The organism is Mucilaginibacter sp. (genome assembly GCF_039921305.1).
In the GTDB taxonomy this organism is placed as follows: domain Bacteria; phylum Bacteroidota; class Bacteroidia; order Sphingobacteriales; family Sphingobacteriaceae; genus Mucilaginibacter.
In genome coordinates this window covers 42,871-67,428 of sequence record NZ_JBDSCA010000039.1, presented here as the reverse complement: position 1 = coordinate 67,428, position 24,558 = coordinate 42,871, and the positions used below count along the sequence as shown (strand labels likewise).

Genomic DNA, 24,558 nt, shown 5'->3' with positions numbered 1-24,558 from the left:
TTATATCAGCGATTAATTAATTGGGACCAGTTTGATGTAATCTAATGAAAGTGCGCTTGGCGTTGTAGCAGTTACCCCTAACGCCGAAACCAAAAATGTGTATAAAGTGCCATAGTTAGCGGCTGTATAAGTACCCAGGTAAACTTCCGCGTAATTGCCTACCAAAACAGGTTGATAACCTAATGTTGTTAAGGGAGTTTCAGCAGCGAAGGGATATCGCCTGGCTGTACCAAAGTCAACCTTCTGGTTAAACGGAGTGGTATAAATATCATTAAGCGCACGATAGTAAACTTTATACTGGGCCGAGTTTGCGGTCACCTTATATCTGTAAAAATAAAGTGGATCTGGTGATGATGTAATGCTGGCCGATTGTATATCAGTAAATCTAACATTCAATGGATCTTTCTTGATCTTAATAGTTGGCGATGATGGCGTACGCAATGAATCTGGAAATTCACCTTGTATTAATATATCAGGTATTTTATTACTGAATAGCTTATACCCAATACTATTAACCACAAAGGCAACACCATTACTTAACTTTTGAGTTTGTATAATGGCGCTTTTATCCAGGTGTATTTTAATACCCGATGTAGTAATCATGGAATCAGGCAGATTATCAGCACTATACACATGATTCACAACCAGATCTTTAAGAATATTGAATTTAGTAAGACTATCAGATATGGTTGCTGATGTGCTAACGTTATAGTATTTACCAATTTTTGCCTTTTCCGCATCAAAAGCTGCATCATTTAATATGATGTATGTAACCAAACTGTCCTCACTACTGATATCAGATACCCGTTGAAAGTAATAGTTTTTAGTTACAGGAAAAGTTGTACCAGCCTGATAAACATTCTTTTTAGTAACCGGGTCGGTATATAACTTAACCCCTTTACTCGTATCAATTTCACTATGAAAAAGACTCTGGATAAACGCGTTTTGTTTGCCCGAAGCAAAATTACTTACCATAAACTCATAAGCGTTTGGCCTGGTTCCTGCGGCTTGGTTTATAGTATGCAAAACACCATTCATTACATAAACATTGCCTGTAACAATATTGGCATCCTCAAACGTGGAACTGGTAAAAATAATGTTCTTCCCACTAAGGGTTCTGATTACTAATGATGGATTTGGTGTAGTTGTAAAGTATTGCTGGTATGAAATATGGTTAGCTACAAATTTTCTCAGTTTGGCGGTATCAGTTAAAATGGTTGGATCAATAGCTTGCATAGCCGTATTGGTTGGCGCCCATACTGTATACGATTTTGTAGATGCCAGTATTTTATCATAACCGGTTTTAACGAGGTAAGTATTAAAGGTACTTAACTCCGGTGTCTTATTGATCTGATCCGCCAACGTAATATTAAGCGCCTCGTTGGTTATTACATCATGATTTTGCCAGGCATTTTTACAGGCAGATAGCGTAGCGCAGGCTGCAAGCAATAAAACGGCACATCGTATTTTTAAATTGATCATCATTTAAATTATTTTTTGTGTTTGCGGGCATAAATCACCCTGCATAACTTTTATTCTATCATTTCACCTACAGTATATTAGCTACACTGTAGGTGATTTTTGTAATTATGGTCTTGGTATTATTGAGCAGTCTGGGTTAAACTTTGGATATTGTTGATCCATTCCAACAGGAATAAATTGTATCATATCCACATTATTGGCTTCCTGATTACCATTAACCGTGGTTAACCTGAACCAGTAGCGGCCTGTTTGTGTAATGGTAACTACCCCCATCAACCTGGCAACTTGCGCGCCTGTTGTACTGGCCATATAGGTTTTAAAACCAATAGCTTCTTCGCCATCCGGATCATCAACGCTCACACCATTAACAGTTTTTTTCAATCCGGGGCGCTTGGTGCCAAAATTCACGGTACGTGCATTTGCCAAAGGCGCTCTATCTGCCGATCCATCAATACCAATTGATGCTGAAGCCTCAGTGGTAGGTGCCGATCCTTGTACCTGTTGGTAATATGCCAACCACACTTTATAGGTTCCACGTATAATTAATGGAGTTCTAAACTCACACCATAACGGGTTGCTACCGCCCAACGGAACACGGTAGGTATCTTTGTTATAACTTGTTTTAGCAACTGTTTGACTTGTGCCATTATAGGCGAATTTTGCTGTTGCTGCCGAAAATTTAACATCAGCAAAGGATGCGGTCTCGGCTGCGGTATAAGTATAAACAGCGCTTTTTTGATACACAGAAGTATTCTTCATGATATCAGGCAATTGCTGTACATCAAAATAAACCGGGTAAGGGTTCCGTATTTTGATCGCGAAATGTGTAGCCGCATCGTTAACAACACCATTGGTTGCGGTAATGTCACTAAAATCACGAGTTAACACCACACCTGGCTCATGTACTCCATTAAAATCATCATCATTTATCAATACAGTTGTACCCAATAATTTAGCTGTAAGTACCTGGTTAGAAGCCAATGTATTATGTGCACTTGCAACAATTATATCTGCCAGGTATTTGGCATCATATAGAATATGATAGTCCATAAACAGGTGCAAACTATCTGTAACCGATTTAGGGTTACCTGTATTTGAGTATTTGGCTTTCAAAGCGGCATAGCTTGTAATACCTGCGGCTTTAAACACATCATCGCTTTCGGCTATAGCAGTTAAAAAGGCCCGGCCAGCAATTGGGTTTGCCGTTGGCGCATAATTTAAACTATCATACAAAGTAGTTTCTTTTAACGCCTGGGTAAATATGCTGTATTTAGGATTTGCCTCAATGGTTTTTGCTACTGTAAGGGCCGTAGGTATCAAAACATGATCAATTACATGAATAATACCATTACCTACCGAAATATTAGGTTGTGTAATATTAGCCTGCCTGTTTACCGTAATTTGGGTAATACCATTAGTATTATTTGCCAGTGTTGTTAAAAATTGGCCATACATGGTTAATGTTGGCAGTTTACCATCAGTAAATCTGGATGTTGGCACCGAATCTGCAAGTAAATGAAACCTTACAAAATCTTTCCATGCGGCCGCGCTAACGTCTTCAACATTAGCCTTTCCAAGTGTAGTCAGATATGCTTTTATCGCATCGTCTGTTGGTGCAAACATGGTGTATGATCCATACGCTTTCAAAAACGAAGCTGTTTCTGATATACTCAACACCTTACTTAATAATGAAAACTTCTCGGGATATTTACCCAAATATTGGGTAATATTCACCGTATCCGATGTTGTATGCTGGATAGATTCTCTCACACAACCCCATAAACCCAATACCAGCATAGCCGATATCAGCGTAAATGATAGTTTGGTTTTTAATTTCTGTTCCATAATTACTGGTTTAATAAATGGGTTATTGATAAAATGAGTTTTGAACTAATAGGCTATTGTTTTGTATTTCTTTGGTATATATAGGTAAGTAATGACTGCGTATATCTTTATATTTATTAATTACCGACTGTTGCTTATCAGGCTGCGCGCTTGCCGAAACAATATTTAACAGAATATTAATATTGGCGTAGTTGTTTCGTTTGGCATTACGAAGAATATCAAACCATCTTTTCCCTTCAAAAGCAAACTCACGGGCGCGTTCGTTAAATATGTAATTTGATACATCAAGTGTAATTGTTGGATCGGGCACATTGATAGAGGTGTTACCAACAACAGCAAGCGCATGTCGTGCAGTTCTAATCTGGTTAACAATATTGATCGCGGCCGTTGAATTAGTCACATTGCCTGGTGATAACCAGGTTAGTGCCTCAGCTTTCATCAGTAACACATCAGAGTAACGGTATAAAAACCAATGCTGATAAGTTGTGCTTGCCGTAGAGGCTAAGTTAAACTTAAGGATGGCGCCCGTACCTTCAGACATGGATGTATTTGATCCTCTGATATCGTGGTTAAAAGCATCCAATAGATCAGTTCCAAATAAATCTCCGTTAACAACATAATCGGCCGCTTTAAACTCTTTAGGGCTTTTGTTGCCAACAAACATATCATAAAACGGATTGAGCTTTTGCGCGTAAAATTGTAGCTCAAATATACTTTCAACAGAGTTACCAGTAATATAAACACTGTTATACCAGGTAAACTGCCCGGTTAAGGCCGGGAAAATCTGGTAATTGCCCGAGTTAATCACCTTGTTGCAAGCATCAATACAGTTTTGGTAATCTTCGTTCCATAAGTATGCATCAGCAAGTATAGTGTAGGCTGTATATTGGTTTATTCTGCCTTTGTCATCTGCTATATTACCATAAGAAATTACAGTGTTATCAGCGGCATACTTTAAATCAGATATGATTTGAGCATATACTTGTTCTTTAGTGCTTTTAGCCAATGGTTTGATATCGCTGTCGCTGGATGTTGGCTCCAGTTTCAATGGTACTTCTCCAAATGTTCTGTATAAGTAAAAATACATTAATCCCCTTATTCCGCGCGCCTCGCCTATGTAAGCATTTAATGCAGCCTGGGTTAATGTGTTATCATTACCCTTAACGCCTGGGCCATATTTAATTACATTATTACACAAGTTAATGATTTCATAAAAAGCATCCCAGTTGGTAAGCGTGTTGGTAGAAACCAAATCGGTATGCTGCATATCCAGTTCATCGCGGGTTAAAGTACTAAGGGTGGTTGTTGTAGATCCTGCGGCTGCATCGTTGGCAGATACAGTCATATCCCCTCTTAACTCGCCCCATATAAACATGTATTTGGTTAAGGGTAATGAAGCCCCGTCAAGCATTGAAGCATAACAGCCTGATACCGCGGCATCCAATTGTTCTTTGGTTTTCCAGTAGTCCTGTTTCACCAGGCCATCCTGTGGTTTCAGGTCTAACCATTTGTTGCACGAAGACGATGCCCCGGCCAACAACAAGGTAACCAGCAACAAGGCCCTATATCTTATATTATTGATCATCTTACTATTCATCTTATTAAAATCCTACGGTTAAACCAAATGTGTAAGTTATTGACGGTGGCGTTAAGCCGCCATCAGTAGGGAAACTAAAAGGTGTATTATCTCCCTGGGTTGATACATCCGGATTTTGGCCGGTATAGTTTGTAAGCGTTAACAGGTTTTGGCCGGTTAAATACATACTCAGGCTATTCATTTTTAGCTTTTGTAGAAACGATTTCGGGAAATTATACCGCACAGTAACAGCGCTTAATTTCACAAAAGAACCTTCTTCTACATAACGGTCAGAACCTAACCAATTGTAACCTACACCAAGTAAAGCACGGGGTATATCAGTAACATCACCCGGGTTTCTCCAGCGCCTCAATACTGCGGTGCTTTGGTTGTTAACCCCATACATATTAGTAGTGGTAATTTTAACATTATTAATAACCTGGTATCCCCAACGGTAACTGAAAAACGCGGAGATTTTAAGTGCCCCCATGAAGGTAATGTTCGGACCAAAACCACCTGTAAACTTAGGTACGCCATTACCCAGATAAACCAGATCGCGATAATCAATATTACCATCTTTGTTTATGTCTTCATACACCGCATCACCCGGCTGAAAAGTGTAGTTTATTGCGGGATAATTATATCGCATATATACCTTGTTGCCATTGGCATCGGATATTTGTTTACCAGCGTCGTCAAGTGCAATGGTGGCATCTTTATCTTTGTAAACTCCTTTATATTTAAATCCATAGAAAGAGCCAAACGGGTTACCTACCAATAAAAACGATTTAAATTTGCCTAGTCCGGGCACACCCAAAGAACTTTCGCGCGGATAAAAATCAGATACCGAAGTTAACTTATTACCGTTTTGTGCGATATTAAAATCAAAGCCCACAATCCAGTTTTTAGTTTTGATAGGTATGGTATTAAGACCCAGCTCCCATCCGCTATTTTGTAGTGTACCAATGTTTAATCCGATAGTGTTATAGCCAGAAATATTTGCAACACTCAAATCTTTGAAAAACAGATCTTTAGTTGTGTTTTGATAAAACTCTACATCGGCTTTAATACGCGAATTGAATATGCCTAAATTAAATCCTACGTTTTTCCCTATTACTGTTTGCCATTTTAAGTTACTCAACTCAACCTTATCGGGCACTACAGATGCCCTGCCATTATATGACCAGCCCAAAGGCGTATAAGTACCATAATAGCTGCCATCCGGAGCTTGCCCTGCTTCACCATAGCTTAATCTTAAGCTTAACTCATTCAAAAAAGTCAGTTTCTTTAAAAAGGGCTCACCTGATATACGCCACCTTCCGGCAATGCCCGGAAACAATCCATAACGGTTATTCGGTCCAAATTTAGAATTACCATCTAAACGGGCGTTTAAACTCAAAATATAACGGTCAAGTAAAACATACTGTCCTTGTATCACAGCCCCAAAATTGCGGCTTTCGCCCTGGCTTGAGCTTAAGCCTAAACTATTAATGCCCGGGCTTGATGGATCTTGCAAAAACGCAGAGGCTGTTCTGCCGGTTGTAGCATTATACGATGCTGAGTTTGAATCTTCGGTTTGTAACGAGAGTAATGCCTGTAACGAATGTTTCTCTCCTAATTGCGGGGTGTATATAAAATTTACCTTAGATTGTACATTGTACGAATCCCCATCATTATCACTGGCCAGGTTAACCGAGTTATCTGTACTTATTTTCCCGGTTGCTATTTGAGGTAAAAATGTTTTTGATTTAAGGTTATTGATGTCAAATTGCAAATCTACAGTTGAAACTAATAAGGATGGTAAAATATCATACTGAATGTTGAACCTGGGGGTAATACGTTCACCGGATAAGTGACTTAAACCTGTGTTGGCTAATGCTAACGGATTGTAGGTATCCGGATAGCTACCCTGTATGTTTGATGTTGGTGAAAAATATGCCGATGTTTTGTTTCCATACTCATCATATAAGTAAGGCGACATATTAGGCATTTTATTATAAGCAACAGTCCTCAACGATTTATCATAATTCAATGTATTGTTAACATGCGTATAGGTTAAGTCTGTACGAAAACGCAAGCGGCTTGATACCGTATAATCCAGATTTATTTTTGTTGTGATACGTGTAAGATCGGTACCCAAGGTTGTACCGGTTTGATTAAGGTAGCCGAAGGATGCATAGTATTTTGCTTTTTCGCCACCACCGCTCATTGATATGTTATGATCTTGAGTAAAGCCCTTGCGGGTGATGAGCTCTAACCAATTTGTGTTTTGGCCATAGTTGTAATAATAAAATGCGTCTGACGGGTCGTACTGAAATGCTTTGTTTTGACCGGCGTTACCCAAAAAATCTAAAGGAGCACCTGTCGCATTCATAAATTCTTCCGGTATCAATGTAGCATAGCTATTTCCATCCAACATCGGAATCCCTTTAGGCTGAACAGACATGGAAGCCTTCAAATTATAGTTTATGATAGGGCTACCAGTTATACCACGCTTGGTGTTGATCAACAATACGCCATTAGCGGCCTTGGAACCCCATACCGCTGTTGAAGCGGCATCTTTTAATACCGTAATATCTTTAATATCCGAGGGTGAAATATTTAGCAATTGCGCATAACCCACATCATCGGCGGTACCAAAATTAAAATCGGGCGGAATAGTGGTTTCATAAGGTAATCCATCCAAAACAATCAATGGCTCGGCACTGCCTGTTATTGATGCCGTACCCCTGATTCGGATTGACATACCAGCACCCGGATCGCCCGATGTAGCACCAAAGTCAACACCTGGTAAACGCCCGGCTAAAGCCTGGTCAATAGATGTTACGGCAAGTTCTTCAAGATCTTTAGCATTAATGGTTGACGATGCCATGGTAGAGTTGCGTGCATCGATATTTAAGCCGGTACCATTGCTCACAGTTCTGTTGCCAGTTATAGCTACCTCCGTCATTTGGTTAGCGTTGGCTTCTAACTGCACATTGATAATCCTACGTTCGCCAACAGCCTTGGTTAAAAAAGTTTTGTAGCCTATAAATGAAACCGATATCTGGTTGGTGATTTTTGAAACCTTAATGGCAAAATTACCATCAATATCTGTTGATACACCCGTTACGGTACGGTTATTATTATCAAGCTCAACAACTGATGCGCCTATGATGGATTGTTTGTCTTTTTTATCTATAACCCGGCCACGTATTGTTGTAGTTTGCTGTGCCTGGCTTTGAGTTTGGGCTTTAACTGGTTGTAAACCAATTAAAGTTCCAATCATCAATAAATAAAAACTTTTTAGTAAAAGTGTTTTCATATATATATTATTCGGAATAGGCTTAATTAATAGCTTAAGTAATTATCCATAGACTGGATGATGGCTCGGTTTGATATTTGATTGCTTGTGGCGTCATTAAATACGTTAGCCACCCCACCCTGTCTGTCAGTAACGGTCATCACACCAGGCTGATTGGTAATTAACAAGAATGTGGAAGCACCGCTTTCGTTTTGCAGCATAGTTGTATAATTATCGCCGCGCGTACGCTGATCTACAGGCAACGAAGCACCATTTACTATGTGATACAAAATAAACTTACGAACCAGGTCAATATCCGCTGCTGAAGACGGTGCAGCTGTTGGCAATGCACCGGTTGTTTTATTCCCAGGTAATAATCCTGCTTTAATTGCTTTTGAAATGGCAATGTTGTTTGGTACTAATATGGTATAGCTAACATCAACCCCGGTATTAACCCCGGCAATAGCCTGTGTGGTTTGGTTATACAAAGTTGATGGTGCTGTTGATAGATAATAGTAGAATGACGAATAACTCGCCGGATATTTAGCCGCCAGCTTTTGAATATGGTACCCAACATTGTTGTTAGTGAACGACAACATACCATCAACATAATATGCTGTACCATTTACAGATGTGGCGTCTGTTTTTATTACATTTAAATCAACACCAGCATCAAGTGTGCCGCTGGTTTGCACCTTACCATTATTATATTTGATAAACTCGTGGTTAAGGGATTCCAATATACCCGATCCGCTTAAGCTTGAGGCATCTATGCCGGGGATAACCCCTGTTGCAAACTGGCGGAAAATAACATCGCGATAAACAGCGCTGTGTGAATAACTACCTGATGACGAAGATCTGTAACCCCACGCAGTAGTTGTAGAGCTTGCACTTCCCTCGTTATACCTCCAGCCGTTAGCTGTAAGTACATCATCATTCATCAGGAATATGGTATTTTTAACAATTGGTTGAATAAGCTGAGATTTTATACCTGTACTGGCAAAATTATAGGCTTGTAAAGTTATACTGGTTTTAGGATCAAGGTATTGTACACCAAATACTGTTCTAAATACGTTTGCTTGTTGCGATTTTGAAGTACCATAAAAAGTACCATTGCTTAATATTTGTTTATCAACTATATCCAACGTTCCCATTGTAGCACCCTCAAGTTGGTAATTTGTTGTAAGGGCAAACTGGCTTGGCCACACATTTGATGGCCACATTAGTGAGTTAATAAAGTCGGCTATTACACTGGCAGGGGCTCCTTTAAAAAACGAATTGCCAAATTTTGATAATATTCTGGCACGGTAGGCATTCAAAGCTGTATTGGTAGGTACAACCATAGTATAACCAGCCGCTTGTGAAGCTGTTAAAGCAGCGGTATAGTTTTCGTTATTCAAACTAAATGCAAGTCTGCCATCATATGATTTAATGTACACCGAATCTGTTGAGCCGGTTGCTACATAATTGGCATGCGTTAACGTTACGCTGGCTCCATAAAAAGCTATCGAATCCATTAATTTTCTAAAATCGCTGTAGTTGGGATTCGTTGCGATGTATTGATCAAAGCTTGGCAACGGTGATATCACTCTATTGATCTCGTGAATGATTCCATTTGATGCTATGATATCTTTATTTACAACACTCGCGCCGCAAACATTAAAACCGGTAAAGGTAGAACCAGGATAAAAAGCTTGATAATCTGTACTACTAATGCTATTAGCTGCTAAAAAAACATCGGTAAAATATGGTATATACTTATTATTGTTATCACCGTCTTTATATTGAAGCACGGTTGATTTTCCATCGGTAGATGTTGTGTTGTTACGATTGGTGTTGATTATTTTAGAGTGCTTTGCATCTCCCTTTTGCTGCACTCCATCATAATATGTGGTTTTACGTTTATAACCCATGTTAGGTATACCACCATCTGTCCCCGAAATTTGATATATGCTTAACTGGTCTTTACGATAACCATTGTATACAAGTGAATATTTAACTATTCCCCGGGCAAGTGTATCACTTATCGCGGCATCACTTGATATCCCTTTATCGGTAAAGTATTTGTTAAAGGCATCATCATTTGGTGCAAATACAGTAAACCATCCAGTTGTGCTCAAGATATCTTTGTATCCGGCTCTGTCAACCAAGTTCAGGTAATGTGTAAAGTTACCTTTAGCTTTTAATGTTTGATAAATAGGATCTCCTAAACCGCTGGGAACTGCGTAATACTCATCAAATTTCTTTTTACAACCTGCAAAAACAAGTACAAGCATTAAAAAAAGAAACGAACGTTGTAAAAATTTAATCATATATTATATAATAAAATAGGTTCAAATAGCTTACAGCTAAATAATGTTTAACAGTTTTTAAACTGTTAAAGGTTTTGCTTATAATAAAAATTGGTTAGAGGTAAGATCAGTAAGCCTTCAAAAAAAACATAAAAAATCACATCGTGTTTATGTGAGTTTGTTTAGTCAGATTTTAATATGCAAGGCTCAACGACAGACCTGTTTATAATTGTTGAGCAAATCTACCCTGAAATACACTTTTTAGTGTTTAAATTTTGGCAAAAGGTTTTTAAAATTTGGTAAAAAGCCTCGTTTACATGCCAAAATCAAATCTTTGGTAAAAGGAGTAGCTAATTATTGTAAACCGCCTTGCAAATTTACATCCTTCTCTTTTTTGAGATATTGAGAAGGTGTGAGGTTATATTTTTCTTTAAAACAGGTACTAAAATATCCTGAACTGCTAAAGCCAATTTTATAAGCTATCTCGGATATATTGTATTCTGCGGCAATCAATAATTGCTCACCACGTTGCAGTCTGATGTCGCGCACAAATTCAACCGGGGCAAGGCCGGTTAAGCTTTTTAGCTTTTTATAAAATGTAGTGCGGCCCAAACCAACAGCTACTGCTACGCTATCAATATTAAATTCAGGATCAGACATGCCCTCTTCCACTATCTTTATTGTCTCTTTAAGCAACTGCTCATCTTTTGATGTGATGAAAATTTCGCCTGGCGATAGTTGCAGAATGCTCCTGTTACCTAATATCGATTCGAACAATTGCTTACGCTGCTTGATCAAGCTTTCCACACAAGCCAAAATAAAATCAGTATGGAATGGCTTGGTGATATAAAAATCAGCACCGTATTTTAATCCTTCAATCTGGTTATCTATGGATGATTTTGCTGTAAGCAGTATTACCGGTATATGGCTGGTTACAATGTTGTTTTTTAATTTATCCAGCATTTGTATACCATCCATGTTAGGCATCATCACATCGCTTATGATCAAATCAGGCAAACTTTCATTTGCAACCCTTAGCCCCTCTACCCCATCTGCTGCTTCAATTATTTTGTATAAAGTTGATAACTGGTTGCACAAAAACCTGCGGAGGTCTGTATTGTCTTCAACTATCAGCACCGTATGGCCATTGCTTTCAATATGTTCTACAATACCAATTTCGGTTTCCGGCTTATCAACATAAAAAGATTGTATAAACTCCGGCACATGTGATGCGTTCACAAAATCAACTTCTTTGCTATTGAAGTGCTCTTTTCCTATTTTAAGTTCCAAACTAAAAGTTGCGCCACCATCAATGTTATTACTTACTTTGATTTTACCATCGTGATTAATGATCAGCTCTTTAGACAGAGCCAACCCAATGCCAGTACCTTTTAAATTATTCCCTTCAGTTTTATCACCTTCATAATAAAGTTCAAAAATCTCAGTTAACTTATCTTTCGGAATGCCGGCGCCCTGATCTATAACATTGATACAGAAAACTTCATCACCCGCGTGATCTATTTCTACTACTATTTTTTTGTTAGCTGGAGTAAATTTGAATGCGTTTGAAAGTAGGTTATAAATTACAATATCCAGCTTTTCTTCATCTATCCAGGCATACAATTCATCAACGTTTGATTGTACTATCAGATCAATATTTTTCTCGTGCGCTATCTCTGTAAAATACTGGCTTATTTGTTTCACCAAAGCCACAATCTCTACTTCCGATACCTTTAACCGCATTTTACCGCTTTGCGCCTTTCTAAAATCCAGCAGTTGATTAATAAAGCGAATCATCCTGTTGGCATTTTTGTTGACCACATTAATATATTCGCGGCCCTTGGGCGATAAATTTTCGGCGCGGGTAATTTCTTCCAACGGACTAACAATCAGTGTAAGCGGAGTTTTCAGCTCATGCGATATATTGGTAAAAAATTGCAATTTAAGCTCAGTCAGCTTTTGCTCAACAACAACCCTGTTGCGTAAACGTATCATGGTAAATATAATGCGCCTGGTGACCTCCAGCAAAGCTATGGCCAATATAAGGTACCCAACATAGGCCCACCAGGTAAGCCATGGCGGCGGTAAAATGGTAATTGTAATAGTTTTTTCGGGTACGTTTTTAAATAAGTCAGAACTCACACTCTTTACCCTGAACACATATTTGCCTGGCGAAAGGTTAGTATAAGTAGCCTGACGTTGATTGCGAACATAGTTCCAATCCTTATCCAGATTATCCAGTTTGTAGGCATATAAAATTTTATGGCTTTCGCGATAATCAAGTACCGTGTAATCTATGCCTATTAAATTCTGATCATAGTTTAATGTGATATGTTCGGTTTGATCTACAGGATACTTTAAAGGTGAACCATCCGCTCCCGGAACAACGGTTTTATTATAGATCTGGATATTTATTAAAGCAATATTAGCTTTATATTTAGCATTATAAACCTTAGCGGGATCAAACGAAACATAACCATTCAAGCATCCCAATATTATCCTTCCGGACCGCGATTTGATACTAGCCGCTTCCGAGAACTTAGTATTGGGCAAGCCGTCAGAATAATCATAATTTTGAAATACGCCAGCTTTTGGATCGTATTTTGACAATCCATTTTCTGTAGTTAACCATAAGCTTCCTTTGTTATCACCTACAATACTGAGGATGATATCATTGGGTAAACCATTTTCGGTTGTAAAGTATTTAAACTTAAATTTATACTTTAAATTGGTTTTTGATATTAATTGCTGCAACCCACCACCAAAGGTGCCAACCCACATTTTCCGGTTTTTGTCTTTATAAATAAATTGCACATCGTTATTACCCAAACTTGTAGCATCGCCCGGAACTTTACGGTAGCGGTAAAAATGATAGGTTTCGGGTGTATCAAAATTGGGGTTAAAAATCACCAATCCATTAGTAGTAGCTACCCATATATTGCCGCTCGCATCTTCTTGCAAATGCCTAACTACATTACACTCGGCAATAGGATAATTTTTAAATGAATTATTACTATTTTTAAAGGTAGCATTATCACCAATACCTTTAACCATCAAATTTATTCCACCACCAAAAGTACCAACCCATACCCTGGCATGGCTATCTTCTAAAACTGAATATATACGTCTATTACTTAAGCTATTAATATCGCGTGGGTTAGTATCGTAATGGGTTAGTTTGTATTTTTCGCTGTTTGTTGGTAGTGGTTCAGCCTTAAACAAGCCACTGCCTTTAGTACCTATCCAAAGTGTACCGCTTTTGCCTTGCGAAATGGTATAAACGCTTCCTAAACCGCCAGGAGGGATATTAGTAAATACATCAGTTAATTCTTTACCATTTTTATATACGTACAAACGGCCGGCTTTGGTACCTATCCATAATTTGCCTGCGTTGTCTTCATAAATTGCGCGTACTTCATTTTCTGTTTTATTCCTCGGATTTTTAACCAATAACTGGTGAGTAAAATTGTCGGGTTGAAATATAGCCCGATAAATTCCCCCCTCGTAACCACTTAACCAAAGTACACCGGTAGCATCTGTATAAATGGCCGTTATAATATTCGAAAACAACTGAGTGGTATTGCCCGGCTCATCATAAAAATAAGCCATATCATCTTTTGCAGCATCATAGTATCCAAACCCACCACCACGCATACTAACCCAAACAATTCCGTTAGCACCATTAAAAACACTATAATTGGTATGTGGCCCGGTAATATTTGAATCTACCTTTTGACTATACTGTTTAAATGAGTTCTTTTTAGGATCGTATTTAATTACACCTTTCTTTTCGGGTTCAATCCATAGCAACCCGGCTTTATCTTCAAATAAAGAATAATAGGTATCTCTTGGGTGTATCCCTGTATAGGTAATATTAAAACTATCAGGATTGATAACCGCTAAACCTTTACCCGAAGTTGAGGCGTACAGCACCTTGCTTTTAGAAAAATACAGCGCATTAATAGCGGCACCATTAGTTATTGCCTTTGTTGTTATAACTCCTGTACTTGTATGATAAACTATAAGGTCACCGCGCGATGTGCCCATATAAATATCCCCCTCATACTCTGCAATACAGGTAAAATTATATTGGGTGCCAAAAAACTCGCTCTTATTCAGTTGTATCTTATGATAGTTACCACCAGTTTTAACCATGCAAAACAAACCGGTTGTGGTACCTATCCATAATCTGTTGGCATTATCTTCAAACAAAAAATTAATAATATTACCACTAATTTTATAGTCTCCTATTCCATCCTTGGCAAACTGCTCAACCCGTGGGTTAGCTAGGGTTTTATCACCAAATGAACACAACAGACCTTGTTTGGTAGTAACCAACCAGGTATCACCATTAGATACCGGTACTATTTTATCTATAATTACTTTACCAAACCGGTTAGGAGCAACGGCATCCGGAATATCTAAAAACTTCTCGGTTCTTTTATCAAAGCGATAAACTTCGTTATCATAAGTTTTCACCCACAGATACCCAAGCTTGTCTTCTATAATGTTTCGTATTTTGTTGTTTTTTAAGCTTGAATTATCACCAGGCCGACCTTTATAGGCAATGAAATTGTGACCATCAAACCTGTTAATACCATCCCAGGTACCAAACCACATAAAACCTTCGCTATCCTTGGTCATGCATAAAACACGATCATGCGATAAGCCGTCTTCGGTAGAGTAATGTTTTAAGTTTGATTTTAACTGTGCAAATGATTCGGATGCAAAAACACCGATTGTAAAGATCAGGGCAAGCCGCTTGAGCAAATTACAACTCATCATTAGTTCAAAAAATACACATTAAAAAGGTTTACATAAGCATAAACGGCATTATTAAACAACCGCTTTGCGTTGTGCAATATCGGGGTTTAATAATAAATATCGTGTATTAAAATGATAATTGTTATCGGTTACATTTTTGTATCAATAACGAAACGAAGGAATGATGTATAAAGCAAAATGAATATTTACCTGCGATTGCCCAACGCATTGAATATCCAGACAGAAAAATTTATACAGAAAGGGAAATTTCTTTGGTCAATATAATTTATAACCATTCATCTTCTTGCTCTTGGTTTACAAAACTTGTGAAGATAAACACAATGAATACAAGGGAAAATACAGCAATAATTTGAAACATAGTAGTATATATTAGGTGTTGTTAATGTTTTACGACTAACAGCAAGTATAAGTTTCAACTATTACGAAAAAAATTAAAGTACTTATATGATTTTATATAACAAACAGTATATGAACAGATTAAAAATATAAATTATTGAGCTATTACTGCTTCATCAACATTCCATCCGCTAAAAACTATCGAAGTTTTATGGTTCTTAAGTTTAGCCAGCGGTGCACTTACAGAAACAGTTAGGGATTGGTGCGGTGCAAGTGAAAAGTAATTAGTCGACCAAAAGGCCGGGCACACCTCTTCCTTATCACTCATTAATTGCGAATTAACAAAAAAAGCAATCTGGTTTGACGGATTGGTAATAGCTATATTCCACTTTTTTTCGGTTGCAACGGCAATAGCTGGAAAAACCTTAAACTGCAATTTGGTGCGTGGCATAGCATCTATATCTAAATACTTATTATCGGGTGCAAGCCAGTAGGTATTTTGCGATATCAACTTCCCTGTTGCATCTTTAATGCTTAACATAATAAAGGCAGTTCCGCTTGTTCTGGGAAATACATAAGCTAACGAAAACAAACCTTTTACCCCTGTGTAGCTCATTTCAAATTTCTCTGCCCTGTGTTCCAATAGTTTACTCTTCACATCATAAACATCAGCATAAGCGGTTAAATTACCAGTACCATAATACGTTCTGTTAATAACAGCTATCGTAGAATCATTTTGATTGAACTGGATGTGTATAGGCTCACAAGCATTTTGCATAAAGTAATAGCCAGCGTTGGGTTGCAGGTACCAATCATAAACCTGCCATATAACACTTGGCAAAGCTGCATTTAGCTTCCAGAGCATCACACCACCTGTTTCATTCAGCTTATGTCCGGCAGCTTCAAATATCCCCTGGTAGCCTACAGCGTTCATCAATTGCATTTTGGTTGAAAAATCTTTAAGATCATTTGGCTTATCATATCTGTCAACCATTTGTTTGTAATACTGATCGTACTTGCCCGCACCAGTTGCAGCATCGTGATATCCCCAGCTATCGTTTAGAGGATAAGGGAGTTTTTGATTCCAGGTTAGATCGGGAATAATTTTTCTTAACGACGAATATGGTGGTTGTGATGGCAAGCCTGTTTCATCTTTAAATACCCATCCCCCATCTTTATCAGCTAATCTATAATACTCTTTCGGATCTTTCCACTCATAAGGCCCGCCACTGTAAACGCCAGATGGCTTATCATCAGGCCATGAACCTTTGAATCCGACAGGGAGCTTAGCAAAGCCTGATGAACTTGAGATAAACGGCCGTGTTCCATCCAGATCAATAATGCTATTGCGCATTACATCATAAAGTTCTTTACGTGCATGTCCTTCGTTACCACCCGTCCAAACCAGCAAGCTTGGGTGGTTGCGTATGCGATATATCGTACTAATCACATTGTTGGTGAATACTTTGCTTTCGAGTGGCCAATCCGGCGATCCTTTAAATTCACCTTGTGTATCGCCGGTTACCCAAAAATCCGACCATACCATTAAGCCATACTTATCCGCAGCATCAAAAAAGGCATCTGGCGGTGTAACTCCCCCACCCCATATTCTTACTAAATTCACGTTGGCGTTCCGGCAAAGGTGTAGCTCGGCATCATAACGGGTTGAATCGCGGTTTACCATCATATCCGGCACCCAGGCACCGCCTACAAGGTTTACTTTTCTACCATTCACATAAAAATCCCTACGGATGGAATTATTCATCATAACAGTACTACTGCCTACGGTACGAATACCAAATACAAAAGACGTATCATCGGCTATACCGCTGGCATTGGTATATTGTATACGTATGCGATACAGATCAGGCTTACCATAATTATTTGGCCACCATAAATGTGGATTTTGCACAAGCAATTGCTTCACATTATCAGCATCCATAAATACGTTGATAGTAGAATCGGCAGGTACAGTTATCTTTTTAGAGAATTCAATAGGCTGCGCGCCCTTAAAGTTTTCGGGCTTAATGGTAAATTTTATTGAACCATAATCCAAAGTTTTGGTATGATTGGAAAGAAACAAACCCAACGACAGTTTGGCCACGTTGGTATTGGGTAAATAGGTTTTAATCTGTGGCCTTCCGATTGTCACTGCACCTGTTGTGCGCAAGTAAACCGGCTGCCATATTCCCATATTTCTATCGCGCACGGGTGGCATCCAATCCCAACCAACAGAGCACAGCATAGTTACATTCTTTCCAATATCACCAGTAGGGCCACCGTTCTCGTAAAATGGGCCAAGCGCCTGCAATTGCTCTTTGGCCGGTAAACCGGGGTAATCGAGCGGATATATTTTAACTGCCAATACGTTTTCTTCCCCTGCTTTAATGTATGGGCTTACCTGCAAATTATGTTCGGCAAACATACCTGCCATTTGGGTTGAATCGGCTATTTGATGCCCATTTAACCACACCGCCGCACGGTAATTAATCCCTTTAAATATCAATTGAAAAACACGTCCTTTATCAGCAGCATCAACTTTAAAAGTAGTGCGGTACCAATAAGGTTTTTTCCAGGGGTTAGCTTTATTTGGTAAATAACTGTACTGACCTAATTTGTATTGCTTGTTAAATTCATCCGATGCATCCGGAATGATCATATTATTTAACCCCTGGTAAGGACTTGGATATACACCATTGGCAACCAAACCAGTTAATACTGTTGAAGGTACTTTAACCGCGTACCATTTACTATCGGAATGGTACGCCCCTGTAGATAACTCTGCCCCTGAATTGGTAACGACCTCAGACGATTGCAGATCAAAATTAACCAGCTTAACCTGCTTGATTTTTCCATTTTGAGCCATTGCCCCTAACGAAATAAAAACAATAGCGATAAAAAGGAAATGGGAAATATGCCTCATAAATTAAATCATTTTAACAGTGGGTTATTTTATCAAATGTGTAATTTTCCTAAGCAGTATTTCTATATCAAATGGTTTCTCTAAAAAATCATTAGCACCGGCTTCCGTAGCCGAACGTTTTAATTCGGGACTGGCAGATATCATAATAACCGGGATATGCTTGGTTTCTTGTTTTTGCTTAAGCACCTTACAAATATCCCTACCATCGTGACCAGGCATCCACACATCCAGCAAAATCAGATCAGGATAATCACTATCCATATTTAAAACGGTATCGCCGGTTAAGGTGCTAACAATATCATATCCTTCATAACTCAGCATTATGTCAATAGCATCAACTATCCCCGGGTCATCATCAGCTATCATTATCTTTTTGCTTTCAGGCATCTTAGCTAATAAATACTTCCATTTTATTTAATAGGTAATGCAAAACAAAAGGTTGAACCTTCGCCTACTTTACTGCTTACCCAAATACGTCCGCCTTCTCGTTTAATAATTTCTGACGAGATGTATAATCCTAATCCCAATCCCGGAAAGGTATGCTGCAGATCTCCGCTTACGCGATAGAATTGTTCAAACACTTTCTCTTGTTGTTGTTTGGTTATACCTATTCCAAAATCCTGAACGCAAAGGCTGACTTCTTTATTCTGCATTGATGTTCGTACGATGATGCTATCCGACTCTGGCGAATATTTGATTGCATTGGTGATCAGGTTTGTTATCACCTGGCTTATACGTTCCCTGTCGGCATATACCATTCCGGCATGTTCTAACTCTTGTATTATGACATGCTTGCCGGCAGTATGTTGCAGATCATCAATCAATTCCTTTATTAGCTGATTGAAATCAAATTCCCTGTCATTAAACTGCAACTTGCCCGAATTGATCTTCGTCACATCTAACAAATCGCCAATTAGGCTGGTAAGCCTGTTTATTTGCGAATCCATTTTGGCTATCATACCTGCCTCTCGTTCGGCACCTTGGTTTTTTAGCATTTTTTCGAGAACCTGGGTATACGCCTTAATGCTGGTTACAGGAGTTTTTAACTCATGACTGGCAACACCTATAAAATCATCTTTTTGTTGTTGCAGATGCTTTTGCTCTGTAATATCAGAACACGAACCTATGTAACCTGTAAAATCCCCCGCATTATTATATTGAGGTTTACCGGTAATTACGCACCAGTGTATTGTACCATCGGAATGATTTAACCTGAATTCAGCCTCATAGAATGCACGATTTGCCAGATCAATCATAAACTTATCTCCAATACGTTGTCTGTCATCTGCATAAATTGCTTTCATCCACTGCTCACCCAAACTGCTGGTAAAATCTACCCCCGACCAATCTATCCAGGTTTGATTTACATAAGTAATATCTCCGCTCTCGTCAGACATCCATAACGCCGTTGGTGCCGCAGTGGTAATGTTACGCAGCAATTGTTCGCTATCGGCAAGCGCTTGCTTGGCTGCAAGCTCAGGCCTTAGGTCACGCATTACTGCGCCTACAGCAATAGGATTACCCGAAACCGGATCATCAATACGGATACAGTTATTGTATACAGGGAATATTTCTTCAGTTTGTAAGTGTTTCACATACATGGTCCCTGCCCAGCGGCCTTTCTGCATTACCTGGGGTAAAACTTCTGCTTCAACAAAAGCCAGGTCTTCGGGTGTGTGCAGCTTGGCTATAGGTGTTTCTAAAACATGTTCCTCGTTTTCAAAACCCAACAAGGCCATACCGGCTTTGTTGATGTATGAATTTGTACCATTGAGATTTAATATGCTCATCAAATCAACACTGTTATCAACCAGTGTGGTAAGTTTGCGCTGCTCTTCTCTAAAATTTCTTTGTTCTGTTATATCAAGCAGGGTGCCTAATATGCGTAACTCTTTCCCATTGTCATCATAAAACACCTTACCCTCAACACGTATCCAATGAACAGAGCCATCCTTCCAGATTACTCTTACTTCATAAAATATCCACCCATTTTTAATAGCGTCCTGATGCGCTTTTATCCGTATCTCATGATCATCTGGGTGCATTGCATTAACAAACTCAGCGCGTGGCACATGTTTATCAAAGCCAAATATCTTATCAAACTGTGGTGTAGTGATCATCTCGCCACCAACCAGATCCAGATCAAATGTACCCAACCCTACAGCATCAACCGCAAGGCGGGCGCGCTCCTCAGCCTCCTTTAACTGATCTTTAGATTTCACCATATCGGTTACATCAATTGCAACTACGATAATACCCGATACCCTGTTATCAAGCTCAATAAGAGGCTCGTATACAAAGTTAAAATATAAGGTTTCCAATACTCCATTACGAACGATGTTAACCTCGGCCTCACTACCATGATAGGCTATACCCGTTTTCAATACCCCTTGCAGCAGGTTGTTAAAAACCTGACTTTCAACTTCAGGCATACCTTCCCATAAGGACCTGTTTTCAAACTCCTCCCGTTTTTTACCAACCAATTCCAGGTAATTATCGTTCACAAGTTCTACAAAAAAATCAGTGCCTTTGAGTATAACTATACCAACAGGTGCCTGCATAAACACCGAGTATAATTGCTGACGTTGATTGCTCAATGCTACCACTCCCGCTTTTTCGCGCTGTGCCAGTTTATAGTTTTCGGTTACGTTATTTGGCGAATGGATAAAATACATGACTTCGCCATGCTCATCTAAAACCGGGGTATTACTTGTTGTCCAATAACGTTCTTCAAATTCATCAGTTCCTGGTATTGGGATATCATACCGGTAATTACTCATGGTATGCGTTTTTTTAGTACTGATGGCTTCTTCAAAACTAAAAATGGTACGCTCTATATTTTGAGACACATTATCAGTAGGATTTGCCGGAAAAGCCGCGAATACCGATTTTCCTACAATAGTTTCGCGCGCACTATTCGTTGATTCCAGATAGGCTTGGTTGACATCTAAAATGGTATAAAAAGGAGCATCTGTACTCATAATCAGTTGAGCCGAAGGGTTGTTATAAAAAACATCCCGGTATCCTCCATGTGGAACCTCAAAAATACTGTGATTCATTTAGATGTATAGTTGCTTTAGTATTTACGATTTAGTTATGTAACCAGTATTCCAGTACTTAATGTTTTTTCAAAATAAGTAAATGTGATCCTAAATTATAAATTATTTCGATGTAAAATCAATATTGAGTTTAGGGTAGATAATAATGTCAAATTAAACCGTTAATGTAATATTTTAAGTGCTTAGCGTAATAATTACTTTAATTTGGCATATAACTAATATCTTAGTATTTGTGATAAAACATCTGCTCCTATTGCCTTTATTGTTTTTTCCGTTGTTGCTAAAAATGCAGTCGGATACCGTAACAAGCAAAATCAACAAGATACCATATAAACATGTTGATGTATTGGCAAGGTTTCCGCAGGGCGATTTCAAAACTTACATTTCCAATAATCTAAAAACCAATCATACTTTCGAGAATAGCATTAAAGGACAGATAATTCTGTTGATGAGTATTGGACCCGATGGCGACATAGTACAGGTTAAGATATTAAAGAGCCTATCACCCAAAATAGATCCCGAAGTTGTAAAAGTGATAAATGCATCTCCAAAATGGGAATCAGCCTCCTTAAACGGGCAAAAAGTAAGTATGGATATGGTGCTGAATATAGATATCGCTATTACTGGTACTAAAAAAGCTGTTGAACAAACAAAGGTGATAAAGACTGCCGTTGCCAATATCTCTAAACCAATTTACGCTATGGCTAAGCCATCGGTTATAAAACCAGCAACAACACCATCTGTTAAAAAAGCTCCGGTTGTTGCTGTAAAGAAACCAGAGATACCTCCTGTTAAAAAACCTCTCCCCCCGGTGCGTAAAAAACCAGCTCCTATTATAGCAAAAAAGGTTATTCCGCCTGTTGTTAAAAAACCAGCACCTGTTATTGTTAAAAAAGTGGAACCGCCAGTAATTAAAAAAACGCCTCCCGTTATAACTAAAAAGATTGTTCAACCTATTGTTAAAAAGCCCACTCCGGTTATTGCTAAGAAAGTTGAACCACCAGTTATTAAAAAAGCTCCTCCCATAATAGCCAAAAAGGTTGAAAAACCAATTGCTAAAAAATCAATACCCGCTGTTATTAAACAACCCATAATAGCCAGCCAACCAGCACCTGTTAAAAAACGAAAACGGGTGGTAATTAAGCAAGATCTGTTTAACCCCAACGCTAATACTGCCTCGTTTATTGGTGGCGATAAAGCCTTAGCTCAATATCTTGGAGAGAATATCGCCTATCCTGATAAAGCAAAAAAAGCCGGGATTGAAGGCCGTGTTGTATTATCATTTGTTGTTGAAGAAGATGGCACGGTTGACGATGTAGAAGTAGTAAGCTCCCCATCCGAAGATCTGAGCCAGGAAGCTATCCGGGTAATGCTCGCATCACCAAAATGGAAACCAGGCCAACAAAATGGAATATTGGTACCGGTATCATTCATTATTCCCATTAAATTTAGCCTAACCGGAAAACAAACTAATTAGACCTTTTGTACGTTATATAACCATGATTAAACACGCATTCATATTACTCGCATTACTGCTCCCATTTGCTTTAAAAGCTCAAAAAGTGACAGTTACCAAAGTAAGCTCTTCAAAAGTAAACGCAAAAGCCATTGATGTAGAACCCAGCTTTCCGGGCGGAACAAAGGCGTTTTATAAGTACATATCCAAAAATATAGCCTACGAAAAGGATGCCAAAGTAACCGATATGCAGGGCACGGTAACAGTAAGTATGGCTATAGAAACCGATGGTAGTATCACAGAAGCCCAAATTACAAGCGGCGTATCAGACATTGTAGACCGCGAAGTGCTCCGTGTTATCAACGCATCTCCCAAATGGAAACCCGGTATGCAGCACGGCTCGCCCATCAAGGTACGATACACCTTCAAAATTCAATTAAGCAACACTTAAATAACCGCAATAACCCGGTTAACCTCATAAAAAAAGCCCTGTTCAAATAATGAACAGGGCTTTTCTATTATAAATTTTGCTAATTAAGCTTCTTCTTCTGTATCAGCAGCAGGTTTTGCTTTTGGAGCTTTAGGTGCTTTTGGAGCTTTAGCTACCGGCGCTTCTTCAGCAACTTCTGCAACCGGGGCAGCTTCTACTTTCTTAGTTTCCTTTTTTGCAACTGGTGCAGGTGCAGCATCCTCAGCTACCGCAGCAACCTGGAAAGGAATAACTGAAACATATGAACGGTTATCAGCTTTCTTTTTGAAAACTACCTCACCATCAATTAAAGCAAATAATGTGTGATCTTTACCTAAACCAACGTTTTTATCAGGGTTGTGTTTAGTACCACGCTGACGAACGATTATATTACCGGCAATTGCTGGCTGACCGCCAAAAATTTTAATACCTAAACGCTTGCTATGACTTTCGCGACCGTTTCTGGAACTACCGGCTCCTTTTTTGTGTGCCATTTTTTAATATTTTTATGATTCGCCTAAAGGGCTTATCGATTGTGTAACCTTAAATTATAACGAAATACCTGTGATCTCGATCTTGGTGAATTGTTGACGGTGACCGTTTTTCTTTTTGTAACCTTTTCTTCTTTTCTTTTTGAAGATGATCACTTTATCACCCTTTAAATGAGACACGATCTTAGCCGAAACTTTAGCGCCTTTCAAATCAGTACCTAATTTGAATTTTCCTTCGTTTTCTGCTAACAATACCTGGTCAAATTCAATACTAGCGCCCTCATCACCTTGTAATCTGTGTACAAAGATCTGCTGGTCTTTAGCAACTTTAAATTGCTGTCCGGCTATACTTACTATTGCGTACATTGTTAATTATTTGTTTGTTTAAAATGAGGTGCAAATATAGGCTTTTACTTTATAAATAGCAACACTCTATTATTATTTGTTTATCAGGCAAAATATAAAAATCCGAAATCGCAATTCCAAAACCACAATGGCGTTACCTTCGGCCCAGGCTATCCGTTCATACTACACAGGCCTTAATCACGGGCCGGTATCCACT

At 38.8% G+C, this 24,558-nt stretch carries 13 protein-coding genes; 2 read left to right on the top strand and 11 right to left on the bottom strand.

The genetic code is table 11. From position 1 onward, the window contains the following. Positions 1-12: 12 nt before the first annotated feature. The 9 genes from ABIN91_RS10775 to ABIN91_RS10735 form a co-directional block, all read right to left on the bottom strand. Positions 13-1,485, bottom strand: coding sequence for a fasciclin domain-containing protein (locus ABIN91_RS10775; protein WP_348051104.1), 1,473 nt, complete (start codon positions 1,483-1,485; stop codon positions 13-15). A gap of 102 nt (positions 1,486-1,587) precedes the next feature. Continuing rightward, on the bottom strand, positions 1,588-3,327 hold the full coding sequence (locus ABIN91_RS10770; RefSeq protein ID WP_348051103.1) for a fasciclin domain-containing protein: 1,740 nt from the start codon (positions 3,325-3,327) through the stop codon (positions 1,588-1,590). Positions 3,328-3,349: 22 nt separating this feature from the next. Continuing rightward, entirely contained in the window at positions 3,350-4,912 is a 1,563-nt protein-coding gene (locus ABIN91_RS10765) for a RagB/SusD family nutrient uptake outer membrane protein (RefSeq protein ID WP_348051102.1), read from the bottom strand. Between the two features lie 16 nt (positions 4,913-4,928). Then, the gene (locus tag ABIN91_RS10760) at positions 4,929-8,207 is read right to left on the bottom strand and encodes a SusC/RagA family TonB-linked outer membrane protein (RefSeq protein ID WP_348051101.1); all 3,279 of its coding nucleotides are present in this window, start codon (positions 8,205-8,207) and stop codon (positions 4,929-4,931) included. A gap of 26 nt (positions 8,208-8,233) precedes the next feature. Then, the gene (locus tag ABIN91_RS10755) at positions 8,234-10,462 is read right to left on the bottom strand and encodes a fasciclin domain-containing protein (RefSeq protein WP_348051100.1); all 2,229 of its coding nucleotides are present in this window, start codon (positions 10,460-10,462) and stop codon (positions 8,234-8,236) included. Positions 10,463-10,831: 369 nt separating this feature from the next. Next, the gene (locus ABIN91_RS10750; protein WP_348051099.1) at positions 10,832-15,262 is read right to left on the bottom strand and encodes a two-component regulator propeller domain-containing protein; all 4,431 of its coding nucleotides are present in this window, start codon (positions 15,260-15,262) and stop codon (positions 10,832-10,834) included. Between the two features lie 490 nt (positions 15,263-15,752). Next, positions 15,753-18,521, bottom strand: a complete 2,769-nt coding sequence (locus tag ABIN91_RS10745; RefSeq protein WP_348051098.1) for a sugar-binding domain-containing protein — start codon at positions 18,519-18,521, stop codon at positions 15,753-15,755. A gap of 24 nt (positions 18,522-18,545) precedes the next feature. After that, positions 18,546-18,908 carry a response regulator gene (locus ABIN91_RS10740; protein WP_348051097.1) on the bottom strand — a complete coding sequence of 121 codons (363 nt, stop codon included), beginning with the start codon at positions 18,906-18,908 and terminating at the stop codon, positions 18,546-18,548. A gap of 23 nt (positions 18,909-18,931) precedes the next feature. Further along, entirely contained in the window at positions 18,932-21,580 is a 2,649-nt protein-coding gene (locus ABIN91_RS10735) for a PAS domain S-box protein (protein ID WP_348051096.1), read from the bottom strand. A 286-nt stretch (positions 21,581-21,866) separates the two neighbouring features. On the opposite strand from ABIN91_RS10735, the gene ABIN91_RS10730 reads away from it, so the two are divergent. Both ABIN91_RS10730 and ABIN91_RS10725 read left to right on the top strand, forming a co-directional pair. After that, entirely contained in the window at positions 21,867-23,057 is a 1,191-nt protein-coding gene (locus ABIN91_RS10730; RefSeq protein WP_348051095.1) for a TonB family protein, read from the top strand. 22 nt (positions 23,058-23,079) lie between these two features. After that, positions 23,080-23,487 (top strand): energy transducer TonB, encoded by a 408-nt coding sequence (locus ABIN91_RS10725; protein WP_348051094.1) that lies wholly within the window; start codon positions 23,080-23,082, stop codon positions 23,485-23,487. 83 nt (positions 23,488-23,570) lie between these two features. On the opposite strand, the gene rpmA is transcribed toward ABIN91_RS10725, so the two are convergent. After that, the gene (rpmA, locus tag ABIN91_RS10720) at positions 23,571-23,999 is read right to left on the bottom strand and encodes a 50S ribosomal protein L27 (protein ID WP_348051093.1); all 429 of its coding nucleotides are present in this window, start codon (positions 23,997-23,999) and stop codon (positions 23,571-23,573) included. A gap of 54 nt (positions 24,000-24,053) precedes the next feature. Beyond that, a complete protein-coding gene (gene rplU / locus ABIN91_RS10715; RefSeq protein ID WP_348051092.1) occupies positions 24,054-24,362 on the bottom strand; it encodes a 50S ribosomal protein L21 in 309 nt (102 codons plus the stop codon). Positions 24,363-24,558 lie beyond the last annotated feature (196 nt).